At 67.2% G+C, this 13,096-nt stretch carries 14 protein-coding genes; 12 read left to right on the top strand and 2 right to left on the bottom strand.

Annotated features, from left to right (window positions below):
- Window positions 1-10: 10 nt before the first annotated feature.
- The 6 genes from LGR54_RS15305 (at window position 11) to LGR54_RS15280 (ending at window position 6,450) form a co-directional block, all read left to right on the top strand.
- Window positions 11-874, top strand: a complete 864-nt coding sequence (locus tag LGR54_RS15305) for an ABC transporter permease (RefSeq protein ID WP_230362852.1) — start codon at window positions 11-13, stop codon at window positions 872-874.
- Complete coding sequence (locus LGR54_RS15300; RefSeq protein WP_230362851.1) at window positions 871-1,668, top strand: ABC transporter permease; 798 nt, start codon at window positions 871-873, stop codon at window positions 1,666-1,668. Before LGR54_RS15305 ends, LGR54_RS15300 begins: the two co-directional genes overlap by 4 nt.
- A 231-nt stretch (window positions 1,669-1,899) precedes the next feature.
- Window positions 1,900-3,366: a 4-hydroxyphenylacetate 3-hydroxylase family protein gene (locus tag LGR54_RS15295; protein ID WP_230362850.1), complete on the top strand. Its 1,467-nt coding sequence runs from the start codon at window positions 1,900-1,902 to the stop codon at window positions 3,364-3,366.
- Window positions 3,363-4,028 (top strand): DUF1028 domain-containing protein, encoded by a 666-nt coding sequence (locus tag LGR54_RS15290; protein ID WP_230362849.1) that lies wholly within the window; start codon window positions 3,363-3,365, stop codon window positions 4,026-4,028. Before LGR54_RS15295 ends, LGR54_RS15290 begins: the two co-directional genes overlap by 4 nt.
- A gap of 13 nt (window positions 4,029-4,041) precedes the next feature.
- A complete protein-coding gene (gene argE, locus LGR54_RS15285; protein WP_230362848.1) occupies window positions 4,042-5,190 on the top strand; it encodes an acetylornithine deacetylase in 1,149 nt (382 codons plus the stop codon).
- Window positions 5,191-5,211: 21 nt separating this feature from the next.
- Window positions 5,212-6,450, top strand: coding sequence for a M20 family metallopeptidase (locus LGR54_RS15280; RefSeq protein WP_230362847.1), 1,239 nt, complete (start codon window positions 5,212-5,214; stop codon window positions 6,448-6,450).
- A 60-nt stretch (window positions 6,451-6,510) separates the two neighbouring features.
- Here the strand turns inward: LGR54_RS15280 and LGR54_RS15275 are convergent, their stop codons facing one another.
- Window positions 6,511-7,275 (bottom strand): IclR family transcriptional regulator C-terminal domain-containing protein, encoded by a 765-nt coding sequence (locus LGR54_RS15275; RefSeq protein WP_230362889.1) that lies wholly within the window; start codon window positions 7,273-7,275, stop codon window positions 6,511-6,513.
- 396 nt (window positions 7,276-7,671) lie between these two features.
- Between LGR54_RS15275 and aroQ the strand changes: the two genes are divergently transcribed.
- The gene (gene aroQ, locus LGR54_RS15270; RefSeq protein ID WP_230362846.1) at window positions 7,672-8,115 is read left to right on the top strand and encodes a type II 3-dehydroquinate dehydratase; all 444 of its coding nucleotides are present in this window, start codon (window positions 7,672-7,674) and stop codon (window positions 8,113-8,115) included.
- Window positions 8,116-8,143: 28 nt separating this feature from the next.
- Here the strand turns inward: aroQ and LGR54_RS15265 are convergent, their stop codons facing one another.
- A complete protein-coding gene (locus LGR54_RS15265; RefSeq protein WP_230362845.1) occupies window positions 8,144-8,806 on the bottom strand; it encodes a TetR/AcrR family transcriptional regulator in 663 nt (220 codons plus the stop codon).
- Window positions 8,807-9,023: 217 nt separating this feature from the next.
- Here LGR54_RS15265 and LGR54_RS15260 point away from each other — a divergent pair, with 217 nt between their 5' ends.
- The 5 genes from LGR54_RS15260 to LGR54_RS15240 all read left to right on the top strand — a co-directional run bounded on the left by LGR54_RS15260 (window position 9,024) and on the right by LGR54_RS15240 (window position 13,087).
- Window positions 9,024-9,692, top strand: a complete 669-nt coding sequence (locus LGR54_RS15260; RefSeq protein ID WP_230362844.1) for an amino acid ABC transporter permease — start codon at window positions 9,024-9,026, stop codon at window positions 9,690-9,692.
- A gap of 7 nt (window positions 9,693-9,699) precedes the next feature.
- Window positions 9,700-10,341: an amino acid ABC transporter permease gene (locus LGR54_RS15255; RefSeq protein WP_230362843.1), complete on the top strand. Its 642-nt coding sequence runs from the start codon at window positions 9,700-9,702 to the stop codon at window positions 10,339-10,341.
- A 51-nt stretch (window positions 10,342-10,392) separates the two neighbouring features.
- Window positions 10,393-11,226, top strand: coding sequence for a transporter substrate-binding domain-containing protein (locus tag LGR54_RS15250; protein WP_230362842.1), 834 nt, complete (start codon window positions 10,393-10,395; stop codon window positions 11,224-11,226).
- 70 nt (window positions 11,227-11,296) lie between these two features.
- Entirely contained in the window at window positions 11,297-12,028 is a 732-nt protein-coding gene (locus LGR54_RS15245) for an amino acid ABC transporter ATP-binding protein (protein WP_230362888.1), read from the top strand.
- 21 nt (window positions 12,029-12,049) lie between these two features.
- A complete protein-coding gene (locus LGR54_RS15240; RefSeq protein WP_230362841.1) occupies window positions 12,050-13,087 on the top strand; it encodes a Gfo/Idh/MocA family protein in 1,038 nt (345 codons plus the stop codon).
- Window positions 13,088-13,096: the final 9 nt, after the last annotated feature.

The following is a 13,096-nucleotide window of genomic DNA, read 5'->3' as shown; positions in this document are numbered from 1 at the left end:
GGCGGGCGCGATGAAGGGAGGCGCGTTGCTGCTGGTGCCGATGGCGGTGCTGATGGCGCTGTTCTTCGGCGCCTTCGCGGTGTTCGGCTTCGTCAGCTTCCTGCAGCCGGCCTCGGGCACGCCGGGATATCAGGGGCCGCCCGGCCTGGCGAACTATGTGCGCTTCGTCACCGATCCGGCGGCGCTGGCGATTCTCGGGGAGACCATCGTCTTCGCCGTCGTCGTGACCCTGGCCTCGATCCTGCTCGGCTATCCGCTCGCCTACATCATGGCCCGCTCGCCCTATCGGGTGGTGCGCAGCCTGCTGCTCGGCGCACTGGTGCTCACCTTTCTGTCCGGCAGCATCAACCGCGCCTATGGCTGGCTGATCCTGCTCGGGCGGCGCGGGGTGGTGAACGACGCGCTGCTGGCGCTCGGCCTCGTCGATCGCCCGGTGGCGCTGGTCTATAACTGGACCGGCGTGTTCATCGCACTGCTGCACTTCACGCTGCCCTATTTCGCATTGACGGTATTCGGCAGCATCCGCTCGGTGCCGATGCAGGTGGAGGAGGCAGCCCGCGACCTCGGTGCCGGGGCGTTCACCACCTTTTTCCGCATCACCGTGCCGATCACCGTGCCGGCGATCATCAGCGGCGGCGCGCTGGTGTTCTCGCTCGCCATCAGCGCTTTCGCCTTTCCGCTGCTGCTCGGCGGCGGACGGGTACGGCTGATTTCCAATTACATCTACGACCAGCTCTTCGTGGCCTTCAATCTGCCCTTCGCGGCGGCGAGCTCGGTCATCTTCCTCGTCGTCGCCATCGCCACGCTGTGCCTCTTCTTCTGGCTGGAAAGGTTCGCCACGCGGCGGCGCATCCCGAGGGGAGGCGCGGCATGAACCGTCTTGTCTCCCGTCTGCTGTGGACCGTGTTCGGTGCGGCGATGCTGCTCTTCCTGCTGGCGCCGACGCTGTTCACCTTGCTCTATTCCTTCAGCGAGGCCCGCTATTTCAGTTTCCCGGTGCAGTCCTATTCGCTGCGCTGGTACGTCACCTTCTTCAACGCCACCAAGTTTCAGAAGGCGGCGATGGAGACTGGGCTGCTCGCCCTCATCGTCGTGCCCTGCTGCCTCGCGGCGGCACTGTGCACCGCGCATGCGGTGGCGCGGTGGGAATTCCCTGGCCGGCGCTTGGTCGATTCGCTGATCCTGTCGCCGCTGATCGTGCCGGGCGTGGTCACCGGCGTTGCCTTTCTCAGCCTGTTCCGCATTCTCAACCAGGACATCGGCCTGGTCCGCATGTCCATCGCCATGATGGTGGTGTGCCTGCCCTATGCCGTGCGGGCGCTGTCGGCCAATTACGGCGGCGTCGATCGGGCGACGGAAGAGGCGGCCCGCGACCTCGGCGCCGGCCCACTGCTCGCCTATCTGAAGGTGACGCTGCCGCAGCTGAAGCCCGGGCTGCTGGCCGGCGGCGTCTTCGTGCTGGTGGAGGTCATCGACAATTTCGCGGTGAACGTCTTCCTCGTCGATCTCGACAGCAACACGCTCCCCATCGTCGCCTACCAGCACATACGTGATTTCGACGACCCGGTCGTGGCGGTGATGTCGACGCTGCTGTCCGCGCTCGCGCTGACCCTGGTCGTCGTCTTCAACCGCGTGGTCGGCCTCGAGAAGCTGTCGCAGACCCGCTGACGAGGAGCATCGGAAATTCCTAAGCCGGGCTTCATCAAGAACGAATTGCCGAGATGAAGCTGGCGCCGCAGATTTCCCGTCCAGCCCGACGGAACCGCTGGTGACGTCAGCGATGCGGGCCATGCCCCCGTCATCCCCATGAACCCCGCGGCGCCTTCCTCTGCCCCGCTCTGGCCCGTGGCTGGACTTTCCCGGCTGCTGCCTGTCGCACGTAAAGATTGGATATCGGATATGCTTCGTACCGGCGCACAATATCGCGACTCCATCCGCGACGGACGTCGCGTGTGGATCAATGGCGAGCGCGTGAGCGACGTCACCGCGCATCCCGCCTTCCGCCCGCTCGTCGATATCCGCGCGCGCATCTACGACATGCAGCACGACCCCGCGACCCGCGACGTCATGGTGACGCGCGATGCACGCGGGCGCGACGTCGCCACCGGCCTCGCGCTGCCCTATGCCAAGGCTGACTGGCACGCCAAGCGGCGGGCGGTCGACACCATGATGGACGAATTCGGCGGCGTGGTGTCGCGGCTCGGTGACGAGACCATCGGCGAGATGTGGTCGCTGCACGACGGCGCCAAGGTGCTCACCTCCATCGACACCCACTTCGCCGGCAACATCCAGCCGCATATCGACCGAATCCTCGATCAGGACCTGTTCCACGTCTCCGCCAACACCGATCCCAAGGGCGATCGCTCCAAGCGCCCGCAGGAGCAGGACCCCGACATGCTGCTGCATGTGGTCAGGGAGACCGACGCCGGCATCATCGTGCGCGGCGCCAAATATGAGACCGCCGCCGCCTATGCCAACCAGGCCTTCGTCAAGCCGACCATCGCCAATTGGGGCGATGCCAAGCTGTCGGAATACGCCGTGGGGTTCATCTCGAACTTCTCGGCACCGAACATGAAGTTCATCTGCCGTGGCGGCTTCGCCGGCAAGGGATCGCCGGAGGACTACCCGCTGTCGAACCGCTTCGACGAGATCGACACGCTGGTGATCTACGACGATGTGCTGGTGCCGTGGGAGAACGTGCTGTTCAATCGCCACACCGCGGCAGCGGCGTTCATCCGCTCGACGCTGCACCGCTACGCGGCCTTCCCCTTCCTGCAGCGCATCCTGCGCTTCGCCGATCTCCTGATTGGCACGGCACTGCTCAATGTGCGCCAGACTGGCCTCGACAAGCAGCCGGCGGTGCAGGAGAAGCTGGTCCAGCTCGCCCGCTACCGCGAGGGGATCGAGGCGCATCTCATCGCCTCGGTCGAAGCGGCGCAGGAGAGCCCCGGCGGCCTGTGCATGCCGAACCAGTCGCTGCTCTATACCGGACGTCTGCTCGGCTGCGGCGAGATGCACAACGCCGTTCACATCGCCCGCGAGCTGTGCGGCGGGCAGATCTGCGTCACCCCAGGCGCCGCCGACTTCGCCAACCCGGAAACCGCGGACTGGCTCAACAAGTTCTACTCGGTCAACGAGAACTGGCAGGCCGAGGACCGGCGCAAGCTGCTCGCCTATGCCCGTGACCTGATGAACTCGGACTATGCCGGCCACCGGCTGACCTTCCATTTGTTCGCGCAGAGCCCGCCCTATGCGCAGGCCGGCGCGGTGTACCGTAACTTCGACTGGGACCGTTCGGCCGGCATCGTCGCCAGGGCAGCCGGCCTCTCGGAGGCGACCGGCGAGCGCAAGGAGGTGGCGGCGTGACCTTCACCCTCGTCGCCCGCTGTCGCGACACCGGCATGCTCGGGCTCGCGGTCTCCTCCTCCTCGCCGGCGGTCTCCTCGCGCTGCATCCATGCGCGGGCCGGCATCGGCGCCTTCGCGACGCAGAACTTCACCGACCCGGCGCTCGGCCGGCGCGGCCTCGACCTGATGGAGAAGGGCGCCAGTGCGGCGCAGGCGGTCGACATCGTGTCGGCCACCGCCTCCGACGCGCCGTTCCGCCAGTTGGCCGCCATCGGGCCGCAGGGGGTGCCGGCCGGCTTCACCGGCGCGAGCTGCCTCGACAAGACCGCTGAATGCATCGGTGCCGACTGCGTGGCGGTCGGCAACCTGCTCGCCTCCGAAGGCGTGCCGGCCGCCATGGTCGCCACCTTCGAGGCGTCGAGGGGCCATCTCGCCGGCCGGCTGATCGCCGGTCTCGCCGCCGGCCTCGCGGCGGGCGGCGAGGTGGAGATGGTGCGCTCGGCCGGCGTGGTCGTGGTCGCCGACCTGCCGTGGCCGGTAGCGGACCTGCGGGTCGACTGGCACGAGGACGACCCTATCGCCGAGCTCGGCCGCCACTGGGCGGTGTGGGAGCCGCGCATGCCGCTCTATCTCGCCCGCGCCCTGCGTCCCGCCGAGGCTCCGGCCTCCGACGACGTGTGAGGGAGCGCCGCCGATGGACGCCATTCCCGACAGCATTGAGCTTCTCGCCGATCTCGTCGCCTTCCCGACGATCAGCGCCGACAGCAACCTGCCGCTGATCGACTATGTGGAGGCGTTCCTCGCCGGCCACGGCATCGCGGCCACGCGCATCCCCACCGAGGACGGGCAGAAGGCCAATCTCTTCGCCATGGTCGGCCCGGCCGACCGCCCAGGCGTGATCCTGTCCGGCCATACCGACGTGGTGCCGGTCGCCGGCCAGCCTTGGCTCGACGATCCGTTCCGCCTGCGCGTGACGGAAGACCGCGCCATCGGTCGCGGCGCGGCGGATATGAAGGGCTTCGTCGCCTGCGCGCTGCGCATCATGGCGCGGGCGGCGCGGCGTCCGCTCAAGCGTCCGCTCATCCTCGCTCTGTCGCATGACGAGGAGATCGGCTGCGTCGGGGTGCGCCGCATGTTGCCAGCGCTTGCCGAGCTGGAGCCGAGGCCGGAGCTGTGCATCGTCGGCGAGAACACCGGCATGCGGGTGCTCATCGCCCATAAAGGCAAGGTGATGGGCACGATCGAGATCACGGGCGTTGCCGGCCATTCCAGCGAACCGGACAAGGGCGTCAACGCCATCCTGCTCGCCAGCGACATGATTCAGGTCGCCCGCGGCATCCAGGAACGACTGAAGGTGGCGGCGGTGCCGGACCCGGAACTGTCGGTGCCCTATACGACGCTGCATGTCGGGGTGATCGCCGGCGGCACCAAGGTCAACATCATCCCGCAGCACTGCTCGGTCGGCTTCGAGATCCGCAACCGGCCCGAGGATGATCCCGACCTCATCCTCACTGAGCTCGCCGAGGCGGGCCGGACGCTGGCCGCCCGCCATCCCGGCAGCGCCGTCGAGGTGAACGTGACCAACCGCTATCCCGGCCTGTCCACGCCCGCCGACGAGCCGGGCGTCGCCTTCGTGCAGCGGCTTGCCGGCGCGAATGGCACCGGCAAGGCCGCCTACGGCACCGAAGCCGGTCTGTTCCGCGAGACGCTCGGCATCGCCACCGTGGTGTGCGGGCCGGGCGACGTCGCGCAATGCCATACGCCGGAAGAATATCTCCTTCTCTCCCAGATCGCTGCCTGCGACGGGTTTCTCGACCGTCTGGTCGACAGCCTGTCGGCATAGGACGGCAAGGAACGCATGCCGATGACCGTCACCGACACCCAAGCCGTCGCCCTCGCTCTCGTCACTCGCGACGATCTCGTCCGCCTTACCGGCGAACTCGTCGCCATTCCCAGCTTCAAGGGCGAGGAAACCCCGCTGGCCCACCATGTCGCCGAATGGTGCGGCAACCGCGGCTACGAGGTGGAACTCGACGAGGTGGAGCCGGGCCGCCTGCAGGTGGTCGCGACGCTGAAGGGCAGCGGCGGCGGAAAGAGCCTGATGTTCAACGGCCATCTCGACACCAACTCGCTCACGCGCGGCTGGCAGCGCGATCCCTTCGCCAGCTGGGTGGACGGCGACAAAGTCTACGGCCACGGCGCGCAGAACATGAAGGGCGGCCTCGCCACCTTCATGGTCGCCGCCGAGGCGGTGCGGCGCTCGGGCGCCACGCTCGCCGGCGACCTCGTGCTCGCCTTCGTGGTCGGCGAGACGCAGGGCGGGGAGGGGATGAACCACCTGATGAATCGCGGCTTCCGCACCGACATGGCAGTGATCACCGAGCCGTTCGGCGCCGACAACATCGCCACCATCCACAGCGGCATCATGCACTTCGCGATCCATGTGATCGGGCGCTCGGGACACCTCAGCCAGCTGGAGGGCACGGTGCACGCCGTCAACAAGATGGCCAAGGTGCTCGCCGCGCTCGACGCCATGACGTTCGACTGCGAACCCTATCCGCCGCTGCCGGCCCTGCCGCGGCTGAACGTCGGCAGTATCATCGGCGGGCGCGGCGAGACCTACCGCTCCGAGCCGCCCTACATCCCGGACATGTGCACCATCGTCGTCGACGTGCATTTCGTGCCGACCCAGACGGTGGACGACGTGCTGCGCGACGTCCGCGCTGTGCTCGACGGGCTGAAGGCTGACGACCCGGATCTCGAGTACCGCATCGAGATGCCGGTTCCCGACTCTATCGAGGGTCGCCGCCGTCTGGTGATGGAGCCGGTCGATCTTCCTGTCGATGCCCCCATCGTGCAGGCGCTGGCGCGCTCTTACGAGGCGCTGGAAGGGCACCCTCCGAAGCAGATCGGCGCCATCCTGCCGACCGCCTATTCCGCCTGCGACACCTCATGGCTGTGCAAGGCCGGCATTCCCGCGGTGAACTACGGGCCGATCGCCGCCTTCGCGGCAGGCGGGCCGGAGGGCGCCTATGTTCTGCTCAGCGAAATGGAAAAGGTCGCGAAGGTTCTGACCCTCACGGCATTGGATGTCTGCCGCTGACATCGAGCGCCGGCTGAAACCGGGAACGGCGGTGCCGCCGTTGGCGATCGGGCCACCGGTTCATGAGGCCGGGTACAGCAGCGGGCGCAGCGCCGCCTGGACCCGGCGCAGGGCGGGGAGATAGAGCGAGGGCATGTCGGCGGCGGCCGTCTGTGCTGCCGAGGCGCCGATATTGAGTGCGGCGACGACGCGGTCGCGCGCATCGACAAGCGGTACGGCGATCGAACACAATCCGAGCTCGAGCTCCTGGTCGACGACGGCATAGCCCTGCTCGCGCACGCGCCTGCATTCGGCCATCACCGCGTCCGGGGTGCTGTGGGTGAAGGGCGTGAAGGCGCGCAGATTCGAGCGCTCCAGTATCGCGCGCGCCTCGGCCTCCGGCAGTGCCGCCAGCAGCACCCGTCCCATGGAGGCACACCAGGCGGGAAGCCGCGAGCCGGGTACCAGGTTGATCGACATCACCCGCTTCTGCGCAGCACGGGCGATGTAGACGATCTCCGTTCCTTCCAGCACGCTTGTGGATGCACTCTGGCCCACCTCTTCCGAGAGGGCGTCGAGATGTGGCTGGATCAACCGTGGCAGTGGGGTGGCGGCGAGATAAGCGTGACCGAGCCGCAGCACCTTCGGCGTCAGCTCGAAGTGCTTGCCGTCATGGCGTGCATAACCCAGCTCTACCAGCGTGAGCAGGCAGCGTCGCGCCGTCGCCCGGTCGAGCCCCGTCGTCTCGGAGATATTGGTGATGGTCAATCTGGGGCTGGTGGCGTCAAAGGCCTCGATGACCTTCAACCCTTTCGCAAAGCCGCCGATGAAGTCCGTTTGTTTCACCATAGTTCCTAGTATATGTTCAATATGTGAACAAGTGTCAATTAAAGAACAAAATTCTTGCCGCCGATGGGGAGCGACCCTTATTCCTTGATGCAAGCGTTCGGGAGCAATGAGGCATAGCCGATCGGGGATGACGTCGTGGACAGGCGAGGCGGGTGTCTCCTACGGGCGGTCGCCGGGCAGCATGGCCTCGAACCGTTCGCCCGTATCCTCGGCCGAGTGATCATGTGCGCCCATCCGCCTGGCATGTCCTGCACCGGCATCACCGGCGCGGCGGCATTGGAACCGGTCCTCACTGGGGAGGCGCCTCGCCACCATGTGTTTCGGGGTCGGACAGGATATCGCCGTCGCGATGTAACGCGCGTGGATCACCACGTATAGGCAGGGGAAACGGGTATGGGACGGCGCATCCATGTGTTGAACGGGCCGAATCTCAACCTGCTCGGCCAGCGCGAACCGGCGATCTACGGCTCCACGACGCTGGCGGAGATCGCGGAACGCTGCGCCGCGAAGGCCGGGGCGCTGGGTTTCGGGGTCGAGTTCCGGCAGACCAATTTCGAGGGCGAACTGGTCGAGAGCGTGCAGCAGGCGCGCGGCGAGGCCTGCGGCATCGTCATCAATCCCGCCGGCTACACCTTCACCTCGGTGGCGCTGATGGACGCGCTGAAGATGTTCGACGGGCCGAAGATCGAGCTGCACATCTCCAACGTCCATGCGCGCGAGAGCATCTATCATAAATCGCTGATCTCGCCGGTCGTCACCGGTGTGATGATCGGTTTCGGCGCCGCCGGCTACGAACTGGCGATCGAGGCGATGGCGGCCCTGGCGGGTAAGGCCTGAGCCTCCTATCCGCCGGTAAGCGACACGGTCAGGCCCGTAGCATCCGCATTACCGTGTCGATTGCCGTCTGCCGGCGTTGCGGCAGGATGTCCGGCGCACCCATGTCGTGGCCGAACACCTGCCGGATGCTGGCGCGGTTCGACACGTTGTAGAAGCTGAGCGCGCTGATGGTCAGGTGGATGTCCAGCGCCTCGATGCCCGGCCGGAACAGGCCCTCGGCGACGCCCCGTTTATAGATCTCCCGGATCACGTCGATGATCGACAGGTTGAGCGTGGCGATCTTGGTCGAGGTGGCGAGATGGCGGGCATGGTGGATGTTCTCGATCATCACCATGCGCACGAAATCGGGATTGTCGGCGTGGTAGTCGAAGGTGAAGCCAGCCAGCTTCGCCATTGCCTCATCCGGCGGCAAGGCGCCGAGATCGAGGCCGCGCTCGAAGCGGCGGATACGGTCGTACATCTCCTCGATGACGGCGCGGTAGAGCCCCTCCTTGTCGCCGAAGTAATAGTAGATCATCCGCTTGCTGGTTGCGGTCTTGGCGGCGATTTCGTCGACGCGCGCGCCGCTCAGCCCATGCTCGACGAACTCGATGCGTGCGGCGTCGAGGATGCTGCGCCGGACGCCTTCGGGGTCCTGGGTCCACGACTGGGTCTTTCTGTCGGTGCGGGGTGGCGTGACTGTCTTTTCCATCGAGGCACCGAAGAGGGCGCGCGCGAGCGCGGGAGCGGCATGATGCGGAATGTACCATCCGGTCCATTCCGCTTGACCAAATGAACCATCTGGTACAATTTATCATTCGCCAAAAGCATCGCGCAAGCCGCGCGTCCGTGCCTGCCGAGCCGCCCGCAGAGGCGCCGGGACGATGAAGCGGACCGACCCGCAGAAGGTCGGCTGTCGAGGAAACGCCATGAACTATGCGCTGGATTTCACGCCCGTCCTCGACGGGTTGCCGGACCTGCTTGCCGGCTGCCTCGGCACCCTGCTGCTCGCGCTGGGCGGGATGGCGATCGCCATCGTCATCGGCATTGGCGGGGTGGTGCTGCGCGATTCCCGCTACAAGGCGATCCGCTGGGCGGTGAAGAGCTTCGTCGAGCTGATCCGCAACACGCCCTTCCTGGTGCAGATCTACTTCATCTATTTCGCGCTGCCGCTGGCCGGCCTGCGCCTCGACCCGACGCCGACCGCCATCCTCGCCCTCGGCATCAATGGCGGCGCCTACGCCATCGAAATCATCCGCGGCGGCGTGCAATCGATCAGTCGTGGCCAGGTCGAGGCCGGGCTGGCGCTGGGGCTGCACAAGGGGCTGGTGTTCCGGCTCATCGTGCTGAAGCCGGCGCTGCGGGCGGTTTTCCCCTCGCTGACCAGCCAGTTCATCCTGCTCACCCTGACCACCAGCGTGGCCTCGGCGATCTCCGCCTATGAGCTGACCTCGGTGGCGCAGCGCATCGAATCCGAGAGCTTCCGCAGCTTCGAGGTCTTCGGCGTCATCACACTGCTCTATCTCGGCCTGTCCTGGCTGATGATGACGTTCTTCTCGACCATCTCGACCCGCTATTTCAGCTATCCGGTGAAGTGAGGGCATCATGGGTCTCGGCGAGTTCCTGTTCCTCCTCACCGGCCTGAAATGGACGGTCGCGCTATCGGCGATCGGCTTCGTGTGCGGCGCGATCGGCGGGCTCGCCATCGCGCTGATGCGCACCTCCGGCATGCGACCGCTGGAGCGGCTGGCGGCGGGCTACATCGCGCTGTTCCAGGGCACGCCGCTGCTGATGCAACTGTTCGTCGTCTATTACGGGCTGGCGCTGGTCGGCCTGCGGCTCAGCGCGTGGGTGGCGGTGTCGATCGGCTTCACCCTGCACGCCAGCGCCTATCTCGGCGAGATCTGGCGCGGCTCCATCGAGGCGGTACCGCGCGGCCAGACCGAGGCCGCCAGCGCGCTGAACCTGAAATACGTCTCGCGGATGAAGGACGTGGTGCTGCCGCAGGCGATCCGCATCTCGCTACCGGCGACCGTCGGCTTCCTCGTGCAGCTGATCAAGGGCACCTCGCTCGCCTCCATCGTCGGCTTCACCGAGCTGGCGCGGGCCGGGAACATCGTCTCGAACCAGATCTTCCAGCCGCTCCTCGTCTTCGGGATCGTCGGCATCCTCTACTTCCTGATGTGCTGGCCGCTGTCGCTCTACGGCTCGCATCTGGAGCGCCGCTTCGCCGTCGCCTCGCGGTGACGGTGTCGTCCAAGCAAGAAACGAAAAACGCCAATGCAAAGGGAGAGAAACATGACCCGCTTTACGCCGACCCGCCGCCTGGTGCTGGCCGCCGCCGTCGCGGCGCTGGCCCTGCCGGCGCTCGCCACCCGTCCCGCCTCCGCCGTCACCCCCGAGGAGATCAAGGCGCGGGGCAAGATCATCGTCGGCATCCAGGGCGACAACCCGCCCTGGGGCTTCGTCACCAGCGACGGCAAGCAGGACGGCATCGATGCCGACATGTCCCGGCTCTACGCCAAGGAGCTCGGCGTCGAGGTGGAGTTCGTGCCGCTCGAGGTCAGCAACCGCATCCCGGCGCTGACCTCGGGCCGCGTCGACGTGCTGTTCGCCACCATGGCGATGCTGCCCGAGCGCGCCAAGGCGGTGCAGTTCAGCAAGCCCTATGTCGCCAACGCCATCGTGCTGATCGCCCCCAAATCGGTGGAGATCAAGACCAATGCCGACATGGCCAAGGTCTCGATCGGCGTCGCCAAGGGCGCCGCGCAGGATACCCAGGTGACCAAGAACGCCCCGGCCGGCACTACCATCCGACGCTATGACGGCGACGCACCGAGCATCCAGGCGCTGGCCTCCGGCCAGGTGCAGGCGGTCGGCGGCAACATCTTCTACCTGCAGCGCGTCGAGCAGGCCCGCCCCGGCGAGTTCGAGAACAAGCTCGAATTCCAGAAGCTCTACAACGGCGCCTGCACCCGCCTGGGCGAGAAGGAAATCAACGCCTCGCTCAACGCCTTCATCGACAAGATCAAGGCCAATGGCGAGCTGAAGAAGATCTACGACAAGTGGATGAAGGTGCCGGTGCACCAGTTCCCCGACAGCCTCGAAGGCATCCCCTTCTCGGCCAGCTGAGCGCGGCATAGCGGGAGACCCGGCCATGACGAGACATGTTCCCATCCGTGACACTGCTACGGCGGATCCCATGATCGTCATGGCCGATGTCGAGAAGTGGTATGGCGGCTTCAAGGCGCTGTCCGCCATCAACCTGTCGGTCCGCCGGGGCGAGAGGATTGTCCTGTGCGGGCCGTCGGGCTCCGGCAAGTCGACGCTGATCCGCTGCATCAACCGGCTGGAGGTCTGCCAGAAGGGCGAGATCCGCGTCGGCGGCACCCGGCTCGACGACGACGGCCACAGCATCGACGCCGTGCGCCGCGAGGTCGGCATGGTGTTCCAGCACTTCAACCTGTTCCCGCACATGACCGTGCTGCAGAACTGCATGCTCGCGCCGATGCGGGCATTGAAGGTGAGCCGCCGCGAGGCGGAGGAGACCGCGCGGCGGCTGCTCGACCGCGTCCGCATATCGGAACAGGCCGACAAATATCCGGCGCAGCTCTCCGGCGGTCAGCAGCAGCGCGTCGCCATCGCCCGCGCGCTGTGCATGCGGCCGAGCGTCATGCTGTTCGACGAGCCGACCTCCGCCCTCGACCCGGAAATGGTCAAGGAGGTGCTCGACACCATGATCGGCCTCGCCGAGGAGGGGATGACGATGATCTGCGTCACCCACGAGATGGGCTTCGCGCGGCAGGTCGCCGACCGGGTGATCTTCATGGCCGAGGGCAGCATCGTCGAGGAGGCCCCGCCCGACACCTTCTTCACCCAACCGCGCCACGAGCGCACCCGCAAATTCCTCGGTGAGATCCTGCGCCCGTACTGAAGCGGCGGAAGGGAGAGAGCCATGCAGCCGTTGCGCATCGCCGTGATGGGGGCCGGACTGATCGGGCAGCGCCACATCGCGCATGTCCGTGCCGAGCCTCACGTGCAGCTGTCGGCCGTCATCGATCCGGCGCCGGCGGCCCGCGAGGTCGCGGCGCGGGCCGGCGTGCCCCTGTATCCGCGCTTCGCGGCGGTGCCGGCGGCGGAGCGGCCGGACGGGGTGGTCGTCGCCACGCCGAACCAGCTGCATGTCGAGCACGCACTGGAACTGGTCGCCGCCGGCATTCCGGTGCTGGTCGAGAAGCCGATCGCCGACAGCCTCGCCGGGGCGCAGCTGCTGGTCGAGGCGGCGGAGGCCGCACGCGTGCCGCTGCTGGTCGGGCATCACCGGCGCCACAACCCGCTGATCCGCAAGGCGCGGGAGGTGATCGACGCCGGTCGTCTCGGCCGGCTGGTGCTGCTGTCCGGCCATGCCTGGATGATGAAGCCGGACGACTATTTCGACGTGGCGTGGCGGCGCCAGCCGGGTGCCGGCCCGGTGCTGATCAACCTCATCCACGATGTCGACCTGTTCCGTCATCTCGGCGGCGAGATCGTCGACGTGCAGGCGCAGACCTCCAGCGCGGTGCGCGGCCATGCGGTGGAGGACACCGCGACGGTGCTGCTGCGCTTCGCCAGCGGTGCTCTGGGCACGCTGAGCGTCTCCGACACGACGGTCGCGCCGTGGAGCTGGGAGACCACCAGCGGCGAGAACCCGGCCTATCCGCGCGAGGACGAGGCCTGCTGCCAGATCGCTGGCACGCAGGGCGCTCTCAGCGTGCCGCAGCTGGATGTCTGGCGCTATCCGGGGCCGCGCAGTTGGTGGGAGCCGCTCGCGCGCGAGCGCCTCGCCGTCGCGCCCGAGGACCCGCTGCGGCGGCAGATCCGGCATTTCGCCGCCGTCATACGCGGCAGCGAGGCGCCATTGGTTTCCGGCCGCGAGGGGCTGGCGACGCTCAGGGTGGTGGACGCCATCGGGCGGGCGGCACGGCAGGGCGGCGCGATCGCGCTGGCCGCCTGACAGCAATCG

Source organism: Ancylobacter sp. Lp-2, assembly GCF_020523795.1.
Classification (GTDB): Bacteria; Pseudomonadota; Alphaproteobacteria; order Rhizobiales; family Xanthobacteraceae; genus Ancylobacter.
This window is presented reverse-complemented; position numbering and strand designations above follow the sequence as displayed.